Origin of the sequence: Marinobacter halophilus, from assembly GCF_003007685.1 — a bacterium.
In the GTDB taxonomy this organism is placed as follows: domain Bacteria; phylum Pseudomonadota; class Gammaproteobacteria; order Pseudomonadales; family Oleiphilaceae; genus Marinobacter; species Marinobacter halophilus.
The window spans coordinates 718,854-741,030 of sequence record NZ_PXNN01000017.1; the positions used below are offsets into that span (position 1 = coordinate 718,854).

General features: G+C 56.6%; 16 protein-coding genes and 1 tRNA gene. 10 read left to right on the forward strand and 7 right to left on the reverse strand.

Annotated features, from left to right (window positions below):
* Positions 1 to 188 precede the first annotated feature (188 nt).
* Entirely contained in the window at positions 189 to 1,208 is a 1,020-nt protein-coding gene (locus tag C7H08_RS17210; RefSeq protein WP_106673440.1) for an AraC family transcriptional regulator, read from the forward strand.
* Here the strand turns inward: C7H08_RS17210 and C7H08_RS17215 are convergent, their stop codons facing one another.
* Entirely contained in the window at positions 1,209 to 2,090 is an 882-nt protein-coding gene (locus C7H08_RS17215; RefSeq protein WP_106673441.1) for a tetratricopeptide repeat protein, read from the reverse strand.
* 4 nt (positions 2,091 to 2,094) lie between these two features.
* Complete coding sequence (locus C7H08_RS17220) at positions 2,095 to 3,492, reverse strand: DNA recombination protein RmuC (protein ID WP_373284932.1); 1,398 nt, start codon at positions 3,490 to 3,492, stop codon at positions 2,095 to 2,097.
* A gap of 439 nt (positions 3,493 to 3,931) precedes the next feature.
* Between C7H08_RS17220 and C7H08_RS17225 the strand changes: the two genes are divergently transcribed.
* The 4 genes from C7H08_RS17225 (at position 3,932) to C7H08_RS17240 (ending at position 7,715) form a co-directional block, all read left to right on the forward strand.
* Positions 3,932 to 4,306: a hypothetical protein gene (locus tag C7H08_RS17225; RefSeq protein ID WP_106673442.1), complete on the forward strand. Its 375-nt coding sequence runs from the start codon at positions 3,932 to 3,934 to the stop codon at positions 4,304 to 4,306.
* A gap of 145 nt (positions 4,307 to 4,451) precedes the next feature.
* Positions 4,452 to 5,252: an ATP-dependent zinc protease family protein gene (locus tag C7H08_RS17230; protein WP_106673443.1), complete on the forward strand. Its 801-nt coding sequence runs from the start codon at positions 4,452 to 4,454 to the stop codon at positions 5,250 to 5,252.
* Positions 5,249 to 6,766, forward strand: coding sequence for an inactive transglutaminase family protein (locus C7H08_RS17235; RefSeq protein WP_106673444.1), 1,518 nt, complete (start codon positions 5,249 to 5,251; stop codon positions 6,764 to 6,766). Before C7H08_RS17230 ends, C7H08_RS17235 begins: the two co-directional genes overlap by 4 nt.
* A 1-nt stretch (position 6,767) precedes the next feature.
* Positions 6,768 to 7,715 (forward strand): alpha-L-glutamate ligase-like protein, encoded by a 948-nt coding sequence (locus C7H08_RS17240; protein WP_106673445.1) that lies wholly within the window; start codon positions 6,768 to 6,770, stop codon positions 7,713 to 7,715.
* Positions 7,716 to 7,778: 63 nt separating this feature from the next.
* Here the strand turns inward: C7H08_RS17240 and C7H08_RS17245 are convergent, their stop codons facing one another.
* A complete protein-coding gene (locus tag C7H08_RS17245) occupies positions 7,779 to 9,371 on the reverse strand; it encodes a BCCT family transporter (protein WP_106673446.1) in 1,593 nt (530 codons plus the stop codon).
* Positions 9,372 to 9,651: 280 nt separating this feature from the next.
* On the opposite strand from C7H08_RS17245, the gene C7H08_RS17250 reads away from it, so the two are divergent.
* From C7H08_RS17250 to C7H08_RS17260, 3 genes are all read left to right on the forward strand, one after another.
* Entirely contained in the window at positions 9,652 to 11,295 is a 1,644-nt protein-coding gene (locus C7H08_RS17250; RefSeq protein WP_106673447.1) for an FMN-binding glutamate synthase family protein, read from the forward strand.
* A gap of 116 nt (positions 11,296 to 11,411) precedes the next feature.
* Positions 11,412 to 11,488: transfer RNA gene (locus tag C7H08_RS17255), tRNA-Pro, on the forward strand.
* 226 nt (positions 11,489 to 11,714) lie between these two features.
* A complete protein-coding gene (locus C7H08_RS17260; protein ID WP_165793979.1) occupies positions 11,715 to 12,452 on the forward strand; it encodes a Crp/Fnr family transcriptional regulator in 738 nt (245 codons plus the stop codon).
* Here C7H08_RS17260 and C7H08_RS17265 read toward each other — a convergent pair.
* The 3 genes from C7H08_RS17265 to C7H08_RS17275 are packed head-to-tail and all read right to left on the reverse strand — an operon-like array spanning position 12,434 to position 15,073.
* The gene (locus tag C7H08_RS17265) at positions 12,434 to 13,804 is read right to left on the reverse strand and encodes a diguanylate cyclase domain-containing protein (protein ID WP_165793980.1); all 1,371 of its coding nucleotides are present in this window, start codon (positions 13,802 to 13,804) and stop codon (positions 12,434 to 12,436) included. The genes C7H08_RS17260 and C7H08_RS17265 overlap by 19 nt on opposite strands.
* Before the next feature lie 4 nt (positions 13,805 to 13,808).
* The gene (locus C7H08_RS17270) at positions 13,809 to 14,675 is read right to left on the reverse strand and encodes an OmpA family protein (RefSeq protein WP_106673450.1); all 867 of its coding nucleotides are present in this window, start codon (positions 14,673 to 14,675) and stop codon (positions 13,809 to 13,811) included.
* Positions 14,672 to 15,073: a DUF4398 domain-containing protein gene (locus tag C7H08_RS17275; protein ID WP_106673451.1), complete on the reverse strand. Its 402-nt coding sequence runs from the start codon at positions 15,071 to 15,073 to the stop codon at positions 14,672 to 14,674. Before C7H08_RS17275 ends, C7H08_RS17270 begins: the two co-directional genes overlap by 4 nt.
* Positions 15,074 to 15,342: 269 nt before the next feature.
* Here C7H08_RS17275 and C7H08_RS17280 point away from each other — a divergent pair, with 269 nt between their 5' ends.
* Positions 15,343 to 15,957, forward strand: a complete 615-nt coding sequence (locus C7H08_RS17280; protein ID WP_106673452.1) for a PAS domain S-box protein — start codon at positions 15,343 to 15,345, stop codon at positions 15,955 to 15,957.
* A complete protein-coding gene (locus C7H08_RS17285; RefSeq protein ID WP_106673453.1) occupies positions 15,957 to 18,485 on the forward strand; it encodes a chemotaxis protein CheB in 2,529 nt (842 codons plus the stop codon). Before C7H08_RS17280 ends, C7H08_RS17285 begins: the two co-directional genes overlap by 1 nt.
* A gap of 40 nt (positions 18,486 to 18,525) precedes the next feature.
* On the opposite strand, the gene putA is transcribed toward C7H08_RS17285, so the two are convergent.
* Positions 18,526 to 22,152, reverse strand: coding sequence for a bifunctional proline dehydrogenase/L-glutamate gamma-semialdehyde dehydrogenase PutA (gene putA, locus C7H08_RS17290; RefSeq protein ID WP_106673454.1), 3,627 nt, complete (start codon positions 22,150 to 22,152; stop codon positions 18,526 to 18,528).
* Between the last annotated feature and the right edge of the window lie 25 nt (positions 22,153 to 22,177).

The following is a 22,177-nucleotide window of genomic DNA, read 5'->3' on the forward strand; positions in this document are numbered from 1 at the left end:
AGCAATCTCCGCTATCTTATCGGGGCATTGTTTTTACTCTGGTTCATGCTGCCGGGTTTTGCAGACAGGGCCAACTGCCGGTTACGTCATTCGCATTGGCCGATTCTTCCATCTTTCGTTAAATCAGGTGGTTGCATTGTCGTCCCGGGCACTTATGATGAACGTCGTTCTTCTTGATGGCAGCGGTTATGTCTACCCTGACGGTTTCAAAACATTTTGTGGAAGCAGCGCTCACCGGCGCCGAGCGGCTCGGGCTGGACACCCGCGCCATCTTGCAGGAGGCGGGAATTTCTCCCGACCTGCTGCGCATCGAGATGGCTCGGGTAAACAGTGATCAGTTCAGCCGGCTGCTGCAGGTAATCTGGAACCGCACCGGTGATGAATTCATGGGTATGGGGCCGCGCAAGGCGCGAACGGGCACCTTCGCCACCATGTGCGCACTGGTGATCGGCTGCCAGACGCTGGAAGAGGTTTACCAGCAGGCGTTCCACTTCTCCCGGCTGTTCGAGCCGATGGTCAGCATGGAGTTGGAAATCAACGCTGATAACGCCCGGCTGGTCACCCGGATTGAGGGCGAGATTAACGACCCGAGTTATTTCCTGCGGGAGAGCATTCCGGTGATCTGGCACCGCCTGGGCAGCTGGCTGATCGGCCAGCCGGTGGAGCTGGACAAGGCCGAGTTCGATTACCCACGCCCGCCCCACGGCGATGAGTACCGGCACATTTTCCGTTGCCCGCTGGTGTTCGAAGCCGATAGCACTGCCCTCACCTTCAGCAAGCGCTTTCTGTCGGCGCCGGTCATCCGGGACAAGCCGGAGATCCGCCAGTTTCTGAAAACCTCACCGGCCGACCTGTTATCCCGGCCGGATGAAAGCAACACCTGGACTGGCCGCATCCGGGCCTTGATCGGCCGGGATTTTTCGAAACCGATGCCGGACTTTGACTGGATTGCGCAGGAGCTGCACACCAGTCCGCAAACGCTTCGGCGGCGGCTGAAGCAGGAGAATACGTCGTTTCAGGAGATCAAGGATCTGTTGCGGCGGGATATGGCGATCTATTATCTGAGCCACCAGGAACTGCCGATCAACGACATTGCCGAGCGGGTCGGTTTTACCGAGCCCTCGACCTTTCACCGAGCCTTCAAGAAGTGGACCGGTGTCACCCCGGGCGCCTGGCGTGAAGGTGAGCGGGGTGACCTGGCGGAGTGATCAGGAGCCTGAACTGCCCTGCTGCAGTTTGCGGATCAGCCGCCCCAGGGTCAGGGCGATGTCATTCACCTGATTACGGCTCTGAGCCAACTGGAACAGGCGCGAGCCGTCCCTTGGGTCGTAAATCCAGCAAGCACCAACGGCCGGTTCGCAGTCCCAGCGCGGCTGCGGATTGATACCGAAGACCGCCAGGGATAACGATGTCTGCACCGTAGTGTCATCGGTGTTCCGGGTGATTTCCTGAATGTTCAGGGTGCCGTCATTCGCGCTTACCCGGTACCGGATGTCCGCCGGCCGGTCCAGCCTAACCAGCGCTTTATCCCGGCGCCAGCCAGCCATTTCCAGTTGTGCGTTCAGGTGGATCGTCAACGCCTCCCGGTCCGAGTTGGCCAGATAGAGTTGACGCAACGCGGTCAGGTCTTGTCCACCGGCAGGTTCAATGGTCGCCACAGGCTCTCTGACCTGACCACTGCCGTCTGCCAGCGCTCTCACGCTGGCGCGACTTTCCTTCTCGATGTCCGTGATAAGCTTCAGCGCTTGCTGATAATGATTGCCGTCGGTGCTGGCCCGGGTTACGTAGGCTTCCAGCGCTGAACGGGCCTCATTCAGATGCCCGGCCTGCAGCATGGCGCGGCCCCGGTAGAAGAAATAGTCGGCAGGCTTCTCGCCTTCCATTTTCTGTAGCCGGTTCAGGTACTCACTGGCATCACCCCAGCGCTCAGTGGCTACGGCCTCTTCTGTGGCCAGCATCAGTCGCCGGATCTCGTGCTCCGGAGCCAATGCCAGCGCCGGCGCCGAAAGCGCCGCCAAAGCTGAGCACATGACTATCCCGGCCAGCAACGAACGGCCAGAGATCAGCCGGGACTTATTGAACGCAAACATACCGCTACTCCTGATTCTCATTCTCGCCGTCATCTGCATCCACCTCAGCCTGATCGACAATGGCCTTGGGAAGCTCCTTCTTGACCCGCACGCCAAGTTCAACAAACCGGTTGGCCTGGGCAATCAGATTACCACGGCCCCGGGTCAGAGTGTTCATGGCGCTGTCATAACTTCCCTGGGCGGTATGCAACTGGCTGCCAAGGCGTTCCATGGCTTCAACAAACACCCTCAATTTGTCATAGACCGCGCCGGCCCTGTCGGCAATACGCCGGGCGTTCTGGCTCTGACGTTCGTAACGCCAGATGTTCTCGATGGTGCGCAAGGTCGCCAACAAGGTGGTTGGTGTCACCACAATAATCTTTCGTTCGAAGGCTTCTGAGAACAGGTTCTCGTCCTGCTGGAATGCCGCCACAAACGCCGGCTCTATTGGCATGAAGAGCAGCACGAAATCGGGTGAATGCAGGCCGCTGAGCTGGCTGTAGTCTTTTTCACTGAGGCTCCGGATGTGATTCCGGACCGCTTCTACATGCTGTTTCAGGGCCTCGTCACGGGCACCATCGTTCTCCGCCACCACCCATTGTTGATAAGCCACTAGCGATACTTTGGAGTCAACCACCAGGTTGCGCTGATCCGGCAGGTGCACAATCACATCCGGGCGCAACAGCTGATTGTCGCTATCCCGGTAACTGCCCTGGGTTTCGTATTCCACGCCTTTTCTGAGGCCGGAACGCTCAAGCACCCGCTCCAGAATCAGCTCTCCCCAATTACCCTGAACCTTTTTGTCACCTTTCAGGGCACGGGTCAGGTTGGCCGCCTCTTCGGTGATCTGGCGGTTGAGATCCTGCAGCGATTTGATTTCACTGCGCAGGGCCTGGCGGTCCCGGGTTTCAGTGGTATAGACGTCTTCAACCCGCTTGCGGAAGTCCTGCAGCTGATCGCGAAACGGGTTGAGCAAAGAGTCCAGGCTGGTTTTTGACTGTTGGGTAAAACGTTCGCTCTTCTGATCGAAAATCCGGTTCGCCAGATTTTCAAATTCCTGCTTAAGCGCATCCCGGTTCTTTTCCAGAAGCTCCAGCTTCTCTGACGCAGAGCGGCGCTCTTTATCCAGCGTGACCTGTTGCTCGCGCAGCTCTATTTTCAGTTGGCTGAAGTCTTCGCTCAGGGCGTCTGCCCGTTGCCGGAGCACCCGGTTTTCCTGCTCCAGTTGCGCCAACCGTTCACGCCGCCCCGCCAGCTCAGACTCCGCCGACGCCAATCGATTCTCCAGCCCTGTGGCTTTCTGGCGCCAGCCCTCAAGCCCCTGGTCCCGCTCGACAAGCCGTTGTTTCTGCTCGGCCACTAATGCTTCAAGATGGCTGATCTGCTGATGCTGCAGAGCCTGGGCCTGCTCTGCGTCTCGCATGGTGTCGTCCTGGCGCACCACCTCCTGCGCCTGCCGCTCATTGGCATGGCCTAACCGGCGAATCATGACCATCGCCCACACCAGCCCGACAAGTGCGGCAATACCCGCAGCCAGGCCCACCACAAACCAGTTTGCCAGCCATTCCGGGCGGGTCTCCATGAGATTGGTCAAAACGTCGACCACAGCGGACAGCTCCTTTTGCAACGGGTTCGGAACGAAAATCAGAACGCCACAGTTTACCGCAAGCACGCAACTTTGTGCCCGTTAACTCCTTACAATCAACGGTCCTCGCAGTTTGCGGCTCGACTGATTGGCATTTCAGAAAAGAGCTGGAATCCAGTTCTGGACGGCCACCGTAAATTCCACTAAAAGGGTTAAACGGATCTTTTAACGGCACCTGAATCGATCGATTCAAACACGCCAAGGCAGGGCCCAGCACATGCTCAAAGAACTCTGGAGAAAGTTAGGCGCAGACTTCATGCAGGCCGATGACATGGCGTCTGCCGAAGGCGAGATGCGCAACTCCGGAGCCGAAGGCGTTCGCGTTGTTCCACATATCACCCACACCGGCGAGTTCCACCTTGAGCGCCTCACCCACCTGCTTAAACGTCGTTATGGCAAGACCATGGCCGTGCCGGAACACACCGGGGTCAGCGATCATACCCTGAAAGATGTGATCGGTTTTGCCGCCCGGATTCAGGATCAGGACATCCAGCGAGAGCTTTTGTTGTTCTACCTGAACTGCTCACCGGTTATCCAGGAATTTCTCCGCTCCGAAACCGCATTAGGTCAGGACCGTCGCGTAAAGCGTTGAGCCTGACCTGCGGGCCTTAACCAACTGTAAAGTATCTGAACACGTGTGTTGTAGTATACTTTGTCGCCTGTCTCAGCAACACATTCAACGGCTGCGCGCTTGCCGGGTTTACACAAGTGTCCGGCAGCCTTTTCAGGGGAATTAAATGGGTTACAAGTTCTTCCGGCCTCGGCGTTTTATCATGTTCGCGATTCCGGGGCTGGCGCTTGTGCTTGCCGGCTGTTCTGCAGATCGATACTTCATGGTTCCCAAGGACGGAGTAGAAGACATCAGGGCGGCCGTGCATACCCAGAGGGCCACTCTGGTCACCATGGAAAACAACGCAACGGTTCGGCAGGAGCAACTGCTTCAGCACAACCAAACTGCCACCCAGTCCATTCTTGACGCCATCAGTACCCAGGTAGAACGGCCATCGTGCCCGCCTGCAGTCCAACCGGTCTGCCCGAGCGTCTCGGAAGATCGGGGCCGGGCCGATCGGCTTAAAGGCAAGGTCATTGTGGGTGAACTGGAAAAGTTTTATCTGGCCGGTCCCGGGCATATCTACACCGCTCGCATTGACAGCGGCGCCGAAACCTCATCGATTCACGCCCGCAACGTCAAGCGCTTTGAGCGCGACGGCGGCAACTGGGTACGTTTTGAGGTGCCGGTGCCCGGAGCAGACGGCGAATGGGCGACCATGGAGCGGGAAATTTCTCGCCGGGTTCGGGTTATCCAGGCCAGCGCCGAAGAAGCCGAACGCCGGGTGGTGGTCGAGCTCCAGTTTGCCATCGGCGACCATCAACAGGTCGCCGAATTCACCCTCGCCGACCGCGCCAACCTTACCTACGAAGTCCTCATCGGACGCAACATTCTGCGAGACGTGATGCTGATAGACGTCGGCAAGGAATTTGCCACTGAACTCCCTGACTCCTACCGTGAGCGCGCCACAACCGGGGATGACTCATGATCGTGCGCTCCAGAGCACCGTTTTACGTCTTCGTCTTCCTGTTAATCGCAGCCGGCATCAGCATCGCCACCTGGCGACATATCGAACTTGGCGTGCCCTGGATGACCGGGGAACAACGTCCGGTCTGGATGATTGAAGCCCGCGTCGATTTTGAAGGCCTTAACGAAGCCGCTCAGGTTAGCCTGCACATCCCCGAGCAACCACCTGGCTTCAGCATTTTGACCGAGCAGGCGGCCTCTCCTGGTTACGGCTTCTCGGTTCTGGAAACCTCAGCCAGCCGTCGGGCCGAGTGGACCAAGCGCGAGGTGTCCGGGCCGCAAACGCTGTACTTCAAGGTGCAGTTTGTACCCGAGGAATCCGCCACCGAAAGTGCCCTTACCCGAAAACCAAGACCCACCCCGGCATTCTGGGAAGAGCCCCAGGCAACCGCGGTGCGGGAGCTGCTGCGCCAAGCCACCGAGCGCTCCAGCTCCCCGGAAAGCCTCACCCGCGAGCTGATCCAGCTGTTACAGCCAGACAGCCGTACCCAGAACACGACCTTGCTGGTGTCTGATGACAACTACCTGCAGCTGCTGGTTCATATGCTCAATCACACCGGCATTCCCGCTCGCACGGCCGACGGCCTGAAGCTGGAAGATGCCCGCCGGCGTCAGCAGCTAATGCCTTTCCTGCAGATTCACAACGGCGAACGCTGGCTTACCTTTGATCCGAGAACTGCCGAACAGGGTGTTCCGGAAAATCTGCTGCTCTGGCGCCAGGGCGCGGAATCTCTGCTGGATGTGATTGGTGGCGGCAACTCTCAGGTCAGCTTCTCCATGCTCAGGCAAACCGTGCCCGCACTGCAATTAGCAACGCTGGAAGCGAACCAGAAAGGGCTGGGGGTACTCGGGTTCTATCAGCTCCCGATCGAAGAACAAAGCATGTTCCGAATGCTACTCCTGTTGCCCCTGGGCGCCCTGATTGTCGCTTTCATGCGCATCGTGATTGGCATCCGCACGTCCGGCACCTTCATGCCGGTGCTGATTGCGGTGGCGTTTGTCCAGACCACTCTGGTGCCGGGGCTGATAGCCTTCTTGTCAGTGGTGGCCATTGGCCTGGTGTTGCGGGGCTATCTCTCAAGCCTGAACCTGCTGCTGGTGTCCCGGATCTCGGCGCTGATCATTCTGGTCATTTTCATTACCGCCGGGCTCAGCATCATCGGCTATCAGATGGGCTTCAATACCGGCATGACGGTGACCTTCTTCCCGATGGTCATCATTGCCTGGACCATCGAGCGTATGTCCATACTGTGGGAAGAGGAAGGCGCCCGGGAGGTACTGGCTCAAGGCAGTGGCAGCTTGTTTGTGGCCATTTGCGCCTATCTGGTCATGAGCACCTCGCTGGCCAGCCATCTGACCTTCAACTTTCCGGAGCTGCACCTGGTGGTGCTTGGTGTGATTCTGCTGATGGGCCAGTACACCGGCTACAAGCTCAGCGAGTTGCGTCGCTTCACTCCGATGAAGGTCTACGACTGATATGGACTGGATCTCTCCGGGCAAACTGAAAAAACTGGGCATACTGAACATGAACCGGCGCAATGTGGGCTACATTGGCCGGTACAATGAACGGTCATCATTCCCTCTGGTCGACAACAAGCTGAAAACCAAGCTGGCAGTCAGCGAGTACGGCGTGAAAACGCCAAAACTGCTGCAGATTGTGCGCCAGCAACATGAAATTTCCCACTTTCGCGAGTTGTCAGCAGACCTCGACGGCTTTGCCATCAAGCCCGCCAAGGGCTCCGGCGGCAAAGGCATTACCGTCATTGTCGGGCGCGATGAAGACAACTTCGTCAAAGCCTCAGGCGTGCGGATTTCCGTCGCCATGCTTGAGCGCCATCTGACCAACATTCTCGCCGGCCTGTATTCCCTGGCAGGAACCCCGGATGTCGCCATTATTGAGAGCCTGGTGCAATCATCCCCTGCCCTCGCGAAGTTCTCTTTTCAGGGCGTTCCGGACATCCGCATCATCATTTTCCAGGGCTATCCAGTGATGGCCATGCTCCGGCTTGCAACCAAAGCGTCGGACGGCAAGGCCAACCTGCACCAGGGTGCCGTTGGCGTTGGTCTTAACCTCAGCACCGGCCGCAGCCTCAATGCAGTTCAGTTCAATCGGCCCATTACCCTGCACCCAGACACAGGATTGCCACTGGAGAATATAAAGATTGACGGTTGGGAGGACATGCTCGAGATGGCCTCCAGATGTTACGAGGCAACCGGCCTTGGCTATATGGGTGTTGACCTGGTGGTGGATGCCAATGAAGGACCGCTTCTGCTTGAGCTTAATGCCCGACCAGGACTGGCCATTCAGATGGCCAATGGTGAAGGCCTGCTGCCCAGACTAACCAATATCGAAGCACTCAAGCGCCCGCACTTCAGCCCCAGAGAACGAGTACATTACGCCATGGAAGCGTTTGGCAAGCACTGAACAATCCTGAAGCATAAAAAAACCGGAGCAAAATGCTCCGGTTTTTTTATGCAAGCTGGCGGGTCAGAGTAACTCGCCTCGCTGCAACATCAGCTTTCGCTCTTGGGTAAGGCCTTTGAGCAGGCCCCAGGTCATGATCAGCAGTATTACCGTGAACGGCAAACCGGCACTAATAGCCACGGCCTGAATAGCGCCCAGGGCATCATCGCCTCCGCCAAAGATCAGGGCCGCCGCAATAGCGCTTTCCATTACTACCCAGAACACACGCTGCGCAGTCGGTGCATCGGTTTTACCACCAGCGGTAATGCTATCGATCACCAGCGAGCCGGAATCCGAAGACGTTACAAAGAACACCAGTACCAGCACGATCCCCACAAACGAAACTATTTCGGTTAACGGAAGGTTTGCGAACATCTGGAACGTAGCCAGAGACACGTTGGTCAAACCCTCGTCCGCCAACGCACCCACACCTTGCTGAATCTGCTCAAGCGCAGAACCACCAAAAGCGCTCATCCACACCGTGGTGATCAGGGTCGGGATAATCAGTACCGCGGTCACAAACTCCCTGACCGTGCGTCCTTTGGAAACCCGCGCGATGAACATGCCGACAAACGGCGACCAGGAGATCCACCAGGCCCAGTAGAATACGGTCCAACCATGAACCCAGGCCTCATCCTCACGACCAAACGGGTTGCTGAGTGGCACCACGTTTGACACATACATTGATGAGGTGATCCAGATGGTTTCAACAATTGCGAGGGTTGGGCCCGCGAAGATTACGAAGAACAGCAACACACCGGCGGTGATCATGTTGATGTTACTGAGAACCTTGACGCCGCCGTCCAGGCCTCGCAGTACGGAAATCAACGCCAGTAAGGTCACCCCGACAATAATGGCCATCTGTACATTGATGCCGGCACCAATCCCGAACAGGTAATCAAGGCCGGACGCGGCCTGCTGGGCACCAAACCCTAAAGACGTTGCCAGACCAAAGATGGTGGCAACCACCGCCAGCACGTCAATAATGTGGCCCGGCCAGCCCCACACTTTATCCTTCAACAACGGGAAAAACGCCGAGCGGATTGTCAGTGGCATATTCTTGTTGTAGGCAAAGAACGCCAACGACAGCGCAACAATCGCGTAAATCGCCCAAGGGTGCAGACCCCAATGATAAAGCGTTGCCCCCATCGCCATGTTCCGGGCTTCCGCCGTGTTGGCCTCCACGTTAAACGGGGTTTCATACCACCCGGTATAATAGGCTACCGGCTCTGCCACCGCCCAGAACATCAACCCGATGCCCATACCGGCAGCAAACAGCATGGCAAACCACGACATTCTGGAGAATTCGGGCTTTGCCTCCTGACCACCTATCCGGATTTTGCCAACAGGCATGAAAATCAGCGCCAGGCTAACAACCACAAAAATATTGGCGCTAAGCAGGAAAAACCAGTCAAACATGCCAATAATGTCCCACTTGAGACCATCGAGCATTTCTTTGGCGGCTGAGGGGAAAATCAGGGTTCCAACGACAAACAGCAAAACAAGGACTGCTGTTACCGGAAAAACCCAGTTATGAAGATCGAGACCGAAGGGCCTGATATTATCTTGGCCTGCGACATAGTCCGTCTGATATTCGTCTTTCACTACCTTGCCCACGTGGGAGCCTCCTGATCTGGTGTGACTACTGAATATTCGTTCCGGTCATGTAACCGTGAATTTAGCTTCAAACATTACAAGCCGGCCATCTTATTACTTTGAACTCAAAACATCAAAATCCGATACCTGTCAAAATCTCCTTTAAAAGCGTAGACCAGTTTACCGAACCCAAGGTTTTTACTGTTTTAAGGCGAACAAATCCCCAATCCACCAGGATTCGTAACAACTTTGGCTGAAATCCATAAACATACCAAACTCGTTCTCATCTCAAGAGGCTTCCATGGCGAAAACGACAACGTTTCCCCTTCGGTATTCCGCTTATGCTCTCAGCATCACTGGCTTGATCGTTTCCCTGCCCTTGTCACTCTGGGCGGGCTCCGGCTATATTTTCCCTGCCATTTTTGCCGCCCTGTCGGCCCTCGGCACACGAGACTTTCTGCAACGCAGCCATACCGTGAGCCGAAATTACCCGATCATGGCCAATTTTCGATACCTGTTTGAGTCGGTCGGACCAGAGATCCGGCAGTATTTCATTCAATCTGATACCGAAGAGCAACCGTTCTCCCGGGAACAGCGCACCATAGTTTACCAGCGCGCCAAAAACATCTTGGACAAGCGCCCGTTTGGCTCCCAACTTGGCATGTACGATGAGGGTTATGAGTGGATGAACCACTCGCTGACCCCTACCAGGATAGGCTCCAACGACTTTCGAATTGTCATTGGCAAACACTGCGAAAGGCCTTACAGCGCCAGCGTTTTCAACATCTCTGCCATGAGTTTCGGCTCACTGTCCGCCAACGCTATTCTCAGTTTGAATGCCGGAGCAAAAAAAGGCGCCTTCTATCATGATACCGGAGAGGGCTCTATTTCCCGTTATCACCGGGAGCCCGGCGGCGACCTGGTATGGGAAATCGGCTCCGGGTATTTCGGCTGCCGACATCCAGATGGAAGCTTCAACCCGGTTATGTTCGAGGAAAATGCCAGGTTGGATCAGGTAAAAATGATAGAGGTCAAACTATCTCAAGGGGCAAAACCGGGCCACGGCGGCATACTCCCCGGTGAAAAGGTAACCGAGGAAATTGCCGAAGCCCGTGGCGTTCAGATCGGTGAAGATTGCGTATCTCCCGCCAGCCATTCGGCCTTCTCCAACCCAATTGAATTGCTCGAGTTTCTTGACCAGCTACGCACGCTTTCTGGCGGCAAGCCAGTGGGCTTCAAACTGGCCATCGGCCACCCATGGGAGTGGTTCGCTATCGTCAAAGCCATGTTGAAGACTGGCAAAAAACCGGACTTCATTGTGGTGGATGGCGGTGAAGGTGGCACCGGGGCCGCTCCGCTGGAGTTCATTAACCGACTCGGCATGCCAATGACCGAAGCCCTGCTGCTGGTGCACAACACCCTGGTGGGCGCCAACCTGCGCGAAGACATTGCCATAGGCGCTGCCGGCAAGATCACCTCAGCCTTCAACATCGCACGCACCCTGGCGCTGGGCGCAGACTGGTGTAACTCCGCACGCGGCTACATGTTTGCCCTGGGTTGCATCCAGGCCCTGAACTGCCACACCGGCCGCTGCCCCAGCGGCATCGCAACCCAGGATCCGCGACGCGGCAACAAACTGGACGTTCCGCTGAAAAGCGAACGCGTGTTCAACTTTCACAGCAACACCCTGGACGCGCTGCAAAACCTGCTTGAGGCCTCCGGGCTGAGACACCCCTCCGAACTGGGCCCGGAACACATTGTAAGACGGGTATCTAAAACCGAGGTACACACCTATCTGGATCTGTTTCCGTTCCTCGAACCCGGTGCTTTGCTCAAGGGCAAAATCGGGCTGACCGTGTTCGATAAATACTGGGCAGACGCCCGACCAGACACCTTCGAGCCGCCGGAATTCATCCTTAAACTGAGAGAAACCAAACTGCGTTAACGGCCCAAGAAAAAACGCCAGCCACCTGTTTATTTTTTTGATGGGCTGGTGTAGACTTCGCTCCCGCTAAGCCACTGAGATTACTCTCAAGTTTTACTCGGTGACTTACGGCGAATCGGGGCGTAGCGCAGCTTGGTAGCGCACTTGCATGGGGTGCAAGGGGTCGTAGGTTCAAATCCTACCGTCCCGACCAGATTCAAAACGAAAAAGGGCCTGTCTTCAGACAGGCCCTTTTTCGTATGTGTCAGGTTAAAGCAAAGTGCTTGGGGTTTGGCCTATGGGGTGGGGGGCTGCCCCATTTATTGTTGAAGCTTGAATACTCATTATGTGCTAAATTAGAATCATTGTTGGCGTGTGTAGTACAGGCTGTCGCCGATCTTCAGATCCACTTCAATGACAGCTTAGCCAGGGAGGCAACTTTGTCAGACACACCGACTCATCCCCGACAGAACTATTTGTTGGCTGCCCTGCCGACTAGTGCCCAGACACGGCTTTTTCCTCACCTGAAACTGATTGAGGTAAAGCTGGGCGATGTCATTTACGAATCAGGCCAGGCAATTGAATTTGTCTATTTTCCGACCAATTGCATCATTTCGCTGCTTTACGTCACGCTCACTGGCGCCTCGGCCGAAATTTCGGTGGTAGGCAACGACGGCATGGCGGGCATTGCGGTGTTTATGGGCGGTGAGAGCACCCCCACCCGGATGGTTGTCCAGAGCAAGGGGTCCATGTATCGCTTGCCTGCTGCGGAGCTCCGGACCGAGTTCAACAACCATACAGAAGCGCGCATGCTGTTACTGCGCTACACCCAGGCACTGATCACCCAGATGTCCCAAACCGCCGTGTGTAATCGCCACCACACGATTGACCAGCAATTGTGTCGCTGGTTGCTGTTATCGCTGGACCGTCTCCCGGACAATCATCTGGTAATGACCCAGGAACTGATCGCTAACATGCTTGGCGTTCGCCGCGAAGGCGTCACCGAAGCCGCCAGCAAACTGCAAAACCTGGGAATTATCGAATACCATCGTGGTCATATCCGCGTCATTAACCGACCAGGGCTAGAGGAGCTATGCTGTGAGTGCTACTCAGTGGTCAAGCGTGAAACTGACCGCCTGGTCGTCGGCAATATCAAACCTCAGATCAGTTGTTGCTGATACTCGTGAGCGAGTAACAAATTCTCTGGGTCAGGCCTGCGATTAGATGCCTTGACCCGATACATTGCCGTATCCGCTTTTTTCAATAGCTCATCAGCGGTCTGTCCATGGTCCGGAAACACGCTCACTCCGATACTTAGCTGCAGCGCCACATCATGGCCACCGATAGTCATGGGCACAGCGACGGTCTCCCGGATTTTATCGGCAACGGCGTAGGCATGGTCAGGTTGGGCAATCTCGCCCAGCAACACCACAAATTCGTCGCCACCGTATCGGCATACCGTATCCGTTGTCCTGACGGATGATTTCAGCTTGTCCGCCAGCGCCACCAGAATTCGGTCGCCGATATCGTGACCGAGAAGGTCGTTAACGGTTTTAAAGTTATCCAGGTCAATGAATAACAGACCCATCTGTTTGTCATGGCGCCGCGCCAGGGCCAAAGACTGGTCAAATCGCTCATAAAAGGCGTTGCGGTTGTGCAATCCGGTAAGTACATCATGCTGCGCCAGATGCTCCATGCGGGCGGTGGTTGCCCGGGAAAAACGGGCATCATGAAACACAATCACCGCTCCGATAACTGCGCCGTAGCGATTGTGGATCGGTGCGGCCGAGTCTTCAATGGCCAGCTCTGAGCCGTTTCGGGCCACCAGCAAGGCGTTTGCCTCAAGCGCCACAATGCTGTTTGACTGAATGGCTCGGCGTGCAGGATCATCGGTTGGCAAATGGGTATCCGCATCGACCACCCGGAAAATTTCGCCCAAGGGTCTGCCGATGGCTTCATGGCGATTAAAACCAGTCAGGGTTTCTGCCACCAGGTTCATGTACGACACCCGGCCGTGCATGTCAGTACTCAACACCGCATCGCCGATAGAGTCCAGGGTTACCTGTGCCCGTTCTTTCTCCTCGAAAAGCGCTTCCTCTGCCTTTTTTCTGGCCCGCTCATGAGCTTTATAAACGCTGATATCTTCCACCGTGTGCACATAACCCTCGCCCGGTATGTTGTCCGTTAACAAGGCCGCGTTGTGCCGCACCCAGACTGTTTTGTCGTCCATACACTTCAAGTGGAACTCACACAAAAAAGCTTCGTGCCCAAGCACCGCCGCATCCCAATGCTGGATCGCTTTGGCGTGGTCCTGCGGATGGATGACCGCGCTCCAATGCGATCCCGTCAGCTCATCGCCACTCCAGCCACAGAGTTTCTGATAGGCTTCGTTGCTGTAGAGACATTTGCCTTCGCGGTCGGTCACCAGAATGCCCAACGGCAAGGCATCACTCAACCGAACCCCCTTACCCAGACCCGCATGAGACTGCGGGTCTGCTGCCAGCGGAAAGAAGTCGCGATATCGCAGCATCGTATTACTCTCCATTTTGGATAACGACTTCAACTCGGCGGTTTTGCTGACGGCCCATGGTGGTGTCATTGTTGGCGACGGGGCGGTCAAAACCGTATCCAGACACAGACAGCCTGTTGCTGTCGATGCCTCGCCCTGTCAAATACTGGCGGACGGACTCAGCCCGTTGGCGTGACAGGTTCTGATTAAACGAAGCACTGCCCACGTTATCCGTGTGGCCTTCAATCAACACCCGACGCTCAGGGTACTGGTTCAGGAAGTTGGCCAGTTTTTCAAGATTCTGGTTAGTGCCGCCCTGAATCTGTGCACTGCCGGTGGCAAACAGCACGTCGCCCAAGGTCAGCACCAGCCCCCGCTCGGTTTCTTTCGCCTCCAGCATGTCGATTTGCCGTTGCAGCTCTTCAGCTTCACGGGCAGACATTGCCGCGGCGTCGACTTGTGAACTGCGAGCACTCTCGGCATCAGCGCGAGCTTGGTCCGCCTCACGGGTTCTGGCGGCCAACCTGGCGGCATCGCGCTCTTCTCCCAACAGCTCACGATCGGCTTCCATCAGCCGGGTTTCGCCTTTGGCGCGAGCGATTTCAACCATCCGATCGGCCATATAAACCCGGTGCTCTGCCAGTGCAGTTTCACCGCTGCCCAGCGGCTGTTCAGCAAGCTCGACGGCGGCTTCGGCATCCCGCAATTCAATGCGAGCGTGGGTTCTCATGTCCGGGTTCTGTTGCAGTGCCATCAATTTGCTGCGCACATCCTCAGAGCCATCGGGACTGGTTGGCGACATTGCGCAGCCTGCCAGCAGCAACGAGGACAGCACCAGAGCGGCACCCGTCTTTTTGCCGGGAATGGTTTTGATAACTGATTGAATATTCATTGCTGATCTCCCTGACGGCGCATTTCTTCATCCAGAGCCTCGGCACCACGACCCATTTCCCGGTTGATTTCAGTCGCCTTTGCAGCCTCTGTTCTGGCCATGGCCAGTTCAGCGGCCACAACGGCCTGTTTGGCCAGGCGATCGGCTTCGGTCATACGCTCAGCCGCCGCGGCTTTTGTGGCAGCGTCCAGATGCCGGTTAGCCTCTTCCAGCTCAGCACCGGCATAACGCCGTGCTTCAGCCTGCTCGGCATTGGTTATGGCCTCTCTGGCCATGTTCAGTGATTCGGTGGGTGGAACTGGTGCAGACGCACAAGCAACCAGGGTCAGTGTGGCAAACATCAACATGATAAATAGGCCAGCGCGCTCAGCAACCCGCCGGATCATGACGTTATTCATAGCATGGCTCCTTGTAAGACAGATCTACCTGAGGCTCACGAATGAGCCCGAGGTAATGTCATCCCCGATGGTCTGACAACTCTCCTTGTCACTGATGCTAAAGCGCGGCGCTGAGGGCGTCCGTACGGTAACGCACATAGATGATTTCATTTATAAAAACAGCCTACACTTACTACTCCAAAGACTTCAGTTGGAGTAGTATCAAAGGGATGTTAATCAGATGCCGATTAGGAAAGCACCTAAAGCAAGGCATCAAATAAGGAGATTCTATGGCGGACAAGAATGGCCACACGCATGCCGAAAGCCATGACCGACTGCGCCGATGCGCCAAGGACTTGATCGACAGCGGTGTGCCACCAGTCAACGGCGGTGGCAACCTCAGTGTGGATGCCCTGCAATTACTGTACGAACGTGCCAGCAAGCCGGAATCCGCGGCCGACGCCCTCAAGTTGCTGCATGAGCTACAAACCTATCAGGTGGAGCTTGATCTTCTTTATGAACAGCTTCAGGCCAATGAATATGAAATCAATGAAGAGCTCATTTACTACAAATCGCTCTATGAGCAGGCGCCTGCCGCCTTTCTGATTCTGGCTAACGATGGCGAAATTATTCAGGGCAACCGGGCCGCTGCCGAACTTTTCGGGAGGCCCGCCGCGGAATTGACTGGCATGGCATTGTCTGCATTCCTGGCACCGGGTCAGAACAACGCGGTGGAGGCGCTGCTGCAAAACGCGGCAGGCCTGCAAGCGGGCAAAGGCGCCGCCAAAGACTCGCTTGAACTGATCGACCACGGGCCGCTCTCAGCAAGCGCAAGGTCAGCCGCCACCGGAGACAGCATTCTGATGATCCTGACCGGTCCCATGACACTTTCCGCGATGCCGTGATGCGTATTGTTGGCATTGGTGCATCTGCAGGCGGGCTGGTCTCTCTAGAGGACTTTTTTCGCAATACGCCCTCTGACACCGGCATGGCATTTCTGGTGGTTCAGCATCTGGACCCCACCCAGAAGGCCCTGCTGCCGGAACTTCTGCAACGCTATACCGAAATGCCGGTGCAAGAAGCCCGGCAGAATATGGCCATTCATCCCAATTCGGTTTATGTCATCCCACCGAACCGGGAACTTCGGGTGCAAAATGAAATCCTGAAACTGGAGCCGCCAGCGCAACCCCGGGGGCTACGATTGCCGATCAATGTGCTGTTCTCATCCCTGGCCAGCGCCCAGAACGAGCGAGCCATTGCGGTGGTGCTTTCCGGCATGGGCTCTGATGGCACCCTCGGCCTGCAGGCCATCAAGGCCACCGGCGGATTGTCTGTAGTCCAGAGCCCCGGCACGGCGCAATTCGATGCCATGCCCAAAAGCGCCATCGCCGCAGGCTGTGGCGATATTGTGGCTCCAGCAAATGAGTTACCGGCGCGCATACTGGCCTACGTTCGCCGCGTTCCCGAGCCGGAGCAAGAACCGGCCCATGCTGAACCGGAGCAATACGCCGAATCCTCACTGACGCAGCTCGACCCGATCCTGCATTTGCTGAAACAACATACCGGGCACGACTTTTCCCTGTACAAGCCCACCACACTGAACCGGCGCATCGAGCGCCGGATGGCTATCCATGGCATTGCAGACCTGGCGAAGTACACCCACTATCTGGCCAGCAACAGCCAGGAAGTCCAGCTGTTGTTCCGGGAATTATTAATTGGCGTTACCCAATTTTTTCGGGATCCGGACACCTGGGACTATTTGATCAATACCGGCCTGCCGGAATTGATTGCCAGTCATCCACCGGAAGATCCGTTTCGCGCCTGGGTAGTGGGTTGCTCAACCGGGGAAGAGGCCTATTCTCTGGCTATGGCCTTTGCAGAAGCGGTGGAACACGTCAAACCGGTACGAGACTTCAATCTGCAAATTTTCGCCTCCGACATCAGCCCGGAAGCCATTACCGTAGCCCGGCGCGGGCAGTACCCTCTCAGCATTGAGAACTCAGTATCGGAAGCTCGGCTGGCGCGCTTTTTTATCAAGCACGGCGACCATTATCAGATATCCCCCTCGGTACGGGACAAAATCCTGTTCGCCAAGCACGATGTTATTCTGGACCCGCCCTTCACCAAGCTGGACCTGGTTGCCTGTCGCAACCTTTTGATTTATTTTGATATTTCCCTGCAGAGACGGATATTACCTCTGTTCCACTACAGCCTTCTTCCGAATGGACTACTGCTGCTGGGCGGCTCGGAAACTACCGGGCGACTGAACCACCTGTTCGAGCCTCTGAAACCGAAAATACGTCTTTATCGCAGCAAGCAGTTCGAGTCGGTCCGACACTCTGACTTCCTGCTAAAATCGTTTCCACCCATGTCTACCCTGCCCAAGGAGTTTTCCGTGCCATCCAACAAGGTTCCACCGCCGGAATCCACCAACTCCCTGCAGTCTGCCGCGGACAATGTGCTGCTGCAGGTCTTCTCACCGGCTGCGGTGGTGCTCAATGCCGACGCCGACATCGTGTACATCAGCGGGCGCACCGGCAAATATCTTGAACCCTCCGCTGGCAAGGCCACCTGGAATATCCATGCCATGGCCCGTGAAGGGCTGCGCGAGCCGCTGTATACCGCTTTGAAACAGGCTCCAGACCAGGCGGAGCCCTTGGAGCTCAAGGGGTTGTTGGTGCAAACCGGTGCCGGGACTCAGGCTGTTGACGTGACCATTCAGAGCCTCCGTGAACCCGAAGCTCTCAAAGACATGACCATGGTGGTGTTCCGGGATGCGCCTACACCCGTGACGTCCCGGCGCCGCAAACCTGCCACAGGCACCGAAGCGGAGTATCAGATTCAAGTACAGCGTTATCAAGAGGAAATCGACAGTCTGCGGCAACAGGCAAAACAGTCCCGGGAGGAACTGCAAGCCTCTAACGAAGAGCTTCAGTCCACCAACGAAGAGTTGCAGTCCGCCAATGAGGAACTGACAACGTCGAAAGAAGAAATGCAGTCGATGAACGAAGAGCTGCAAACCATCAACACCGAACTGCAAACCAAGCTGGATGACCTGGCACTGGCCCAGAGCGACATGCAGAACGTGCTTAACAGCATCGAAATTGCGGTGTTATTCCTGGATCAGGAGCTGAATGTGCGGCGTTATACCGAACGGACCTCCACCATCATCAGCCTGCGCGAAAGCGACATTGGCCGCCCGCTCAGTGATCTGACCAGCAGCCTCCGTTACCCGGAATTACAGAAAGACGCCCGACGAACCCTGGACACCCTGGCGGTCAGTGAGAAGCAGATCACCACCACGGATGATCGCTGGTATTCCGTGCGGATCATGCCCTACCGGCGCCTGGACAACGTCATTGACGGCGTAGTGATAACCCTGGTGGACATTACCGCAACCAAGAAACTGGAGTCGGCACTGCGGGAGCGTTAGGCTGTGGCTAAAGGGTCTGACCCCGAAGGGTCAGACCCTTTTACTCCGAAGCAGCAATCAAACTGGCGTTACCGCCCGCGGCCGTCGTATCGATGCACAGGTGCCGTTCGATCACATAACGCTGGTCCAGCTTGTGCTCCGTGATGATCGGCAGCAGAGCGCCGTCGCGTTTGAGCATAGCTTGGCGATACTGCTTCAACAGGGGCTTTTCAGCCACGCTGACGACCGCTTCAAAGCCTTCCAGCGTGCCCAGAGCTTCCGGCTCCAGTAGGCCGTCGCAGGCGACCACGGGCAGGCCAGCTTTGATGGCGTCGGCAAGGGCCTTTTCGGTACCTGGAGCAACCACCACCACCTTGTTACCTTGCGACAGTGCGGTACCGGCCTGCTCCAATGCCGACTCGGCATCCGGGCCCAGACACAGAACCACACCGCGAGCGTGGCAGGACAGGTGGTTCTGCTCACCGGTTGGGCCAGGCATTTCCTCATGGCCAAGATCCAGGGCCCCAGGCACGTAATCAAAAAACACTTTGAGCATTTCCCGGCGCCCTTCAGCTACTGGCGCATCGATTCTGGCCACCTGATCGATCAGTTTCTGCACCTTGCCTGCAGCGATCGCGTTGCCATCAACTGCTACCTTCTCGACCACATCGCCCTTGATGAACCGGCGCACGTACTGCGGCCCACCAGCTTTCGGGCCAGTGCCCGACAGGCCCTCGCCGCCGAACGGCTGAGAACCGACAATGGCGCCAATCTGGTTACGGTTAACGTAGGTGTTACCCACCTTGATGCGGCTGGAGATGTGCTCGATACGGCGATCGACCCGGCTGTGAATGCCGAAGGTCAGGCCGTAACCACGGGCATTGACCGCATCCACCACCTTGTCGATGTTCTTCGCTTCAAAAGTCGCCACGTGCAGCACCGGGCCGAAGATCTCCTCTTCCATCTCCTCGATACCACTCACCTTGAGCACAGCCGGCGACACAAACAGGCCTTTCTCCGGCACGGGCAATTTCTTCAGCAACTTACCCTGTTGCTCGAACTTGTCGCAGTGATCGTTAATCTTCTTGCGCGACTCCTCATCAATCACCGGGCCCACGTCTGTGGACAACTGCCAGGGATTCCCAATACCCAGTTCTTCCATGGCGCCGTAGAGCATTTCCAGCAGGTTATCGGCTATGTCGCTCTGCACATACAACATGCGCAGTGCCGAGCAGCGCTGGCCGGCACTCTGGAACGAGGATGCCAACACATCACGCACCACCTGCTCTGGCAGGGCAGTTGAATCGACAATCATCGCGTTCATGCCGCCGGTTTCCGCCACCAGCGGTGCATCCGGCGCCATGTTCTCGGTCATCGCCTTGTTGATCAGTTTGGCGGTATCAGTACCACCGGTAAAGCACACACCCGCAACCCGTGAGTCCGAGGTCAACGCCGCGCCCACGGTACCGCCATCACCCGGAAGTAACTGGATGGCTTCTTTCGGAATACCCGCCTGATGCATCAGCTCAACGGCCCGCACCGCCAGCAACGAGGTCTGCTCGGCCGGCTTGGCTACCACCGCATTACCGGCGGCCAGGTTCGCCAGAATCTGGCCGGTAAAGATGGCCAGCGGAAAGTTCCACGGGGAGATACAGCACATCACACCCCGGGCCTGGCCGTCATCCTTGTAGCGGATACCTTCGTTGGCGTAATACATCGCGAAGTCCACCGCCTCGCGGATTTCGGCCACGGCGTCCAGCAAGGATTTGCCGGCTTCCCGGGTGGTCAGAGCAAACAGCTCGTGCACATTTTCTTCATACAGATCACCCACCCTGCGAATCAATTCGGCGCGTTTTTCCGCCGGCACCGTGGACCAATGGCTGAAGCCTTGCTGAGCCGCGTCCAGCGCAGCGCTGATGTCCGCTTTTGAGGTATAAGTAATATGTCCTACCAGGTCATCCGGATCAGCAGGGTTGCGCACTTCCTGAACCTCATCGCTGGCCGTCGGCACCGCCAGCAATGGCCCTCCTTGCCACTGATAAGTCTTGTAGCGATTGCGGCCTTCATCTATTTCCGCCACCGTCACCGGATCCGTAATATCCCAACCTTTAGAGTTGCGACGGTGCTCTCCAAAGAGTTTGGACGGATGCACAATCGCCTTACTGGAGAGGTCTCGGCCCAGCGCCTTGACCGCGTCAATCGGGTCTTTGGCGATTTCTTCCGGGGTAATGCTGGTGTCGACAATCTGGTTTACAAACGAACTGTTGGCGCCGTTCTCCAGCAGGCGGCGCACCAGGTAGGCCAGCAGGTCTTTGTGAGCACCCACGGGGGCGTAAATCCGGCAAGGTACCTTGCCATCTTTCATTACCTGATCATGCAGGGATTCGCCCATGCCGTGCAGTCGCTGGAATTCAAACTTGTCCCGGCCAAGGTCTTTGGCAAGCTCCAGCACCGCCGATACCGAGTGAGCATTGTGGGTCGCAAACTGCGGATAGATCCGATCCGTCATGCCCAACAACTGCCGGGTACAGGCAAGGTAAGATACGTCACTACAGGCCTTGCGGGTAAACACCGGGAAATCACTCAGGCCCATCACCTGGGCGCGTTTGATTTCTGCATCCCAATACGCACCTTTAACCAGGCGCACCATGATACGGCGATCCAGCTTCTCAGACAGAGCATACAGCCAGTCCAGTGTTTGTGAGGCGCGTTTGCCAAAAGCCTGCACCACCACGCCAAAACCGTCCCAGTTTTTCAGCTCGGGATCCGACAGAATCGCTTCAATCACATCCAGGGACAGGTCCAGACGATCCTGTTCCTCGGCATCAATGTTAAAGCCCATGTTGGCAGCGGCCGCTTTCTTGACCAATTTCAAGGCCCGCGGCACCAGCTCACTCATCACCCGATCTTTGTGACCGTATTCATAGCGTGCGAGCAAAGCCGACAATTTGACGGAGATGCCGGGGTTGGTGCGCACATCGCCCTTGCACCGCTCGCTGATACTGTCAATCGCGTCAGAGTAGGAGTCGTAATAACGCTGCGCATCGGCATCGGTGCGGGCCGCTTCACCGAGCATGTCGTACGAATAGGTGTAGCCTTGCGCTTCCTGGGCCTTGCCCCGCTCCTGAGCCTCATCAATATCACGGCCGAGAACGAACTGTCGGCCCATTTCCTTCATGGCCTGACCGGCAACGGTGCGGACCACGGGCTCACCCAGGCGCTTGACCAGCTTGCGCAGGGTGTCACCTACACTCTGGCGCTCGTTATCCTTTAGCAAATTGCTGGTCATCAGCAAAGCCAGGGTGGCCGAGTTGATCATGCCGGATTTGGCTTTACCGACATGGGCGCCCCAGTTTCCGGAGGTGATCTTATCTTCTATAAGATCATGAATAGTCAGGTTGTCTGGCACCCGCAGCAGGGCCTCTGCCAGGCACATCAGGGCGACCCCTTCTTTGGTAGTCAGCCCATACTCTGCCAGGAATTTTTCCATAATGGTGGGGCGGGCGCCGTTACGCACGTCGCGCACAAGTTCGGCCGCCCGGGCGGAGATAGCACGCCGTTCGTCATCAGAAAGCTGTGCCTCAGCAATCATCCGGTGAATGACTTCAACTTCGTCTGCCAGGTAGTTCTCCCGAATCGCCTTACGAATAGTGCTGAGCTCTGGCATCACGGATTGCTGTGGACTCATGGGTGTACCCTCCTGATTATTTTTT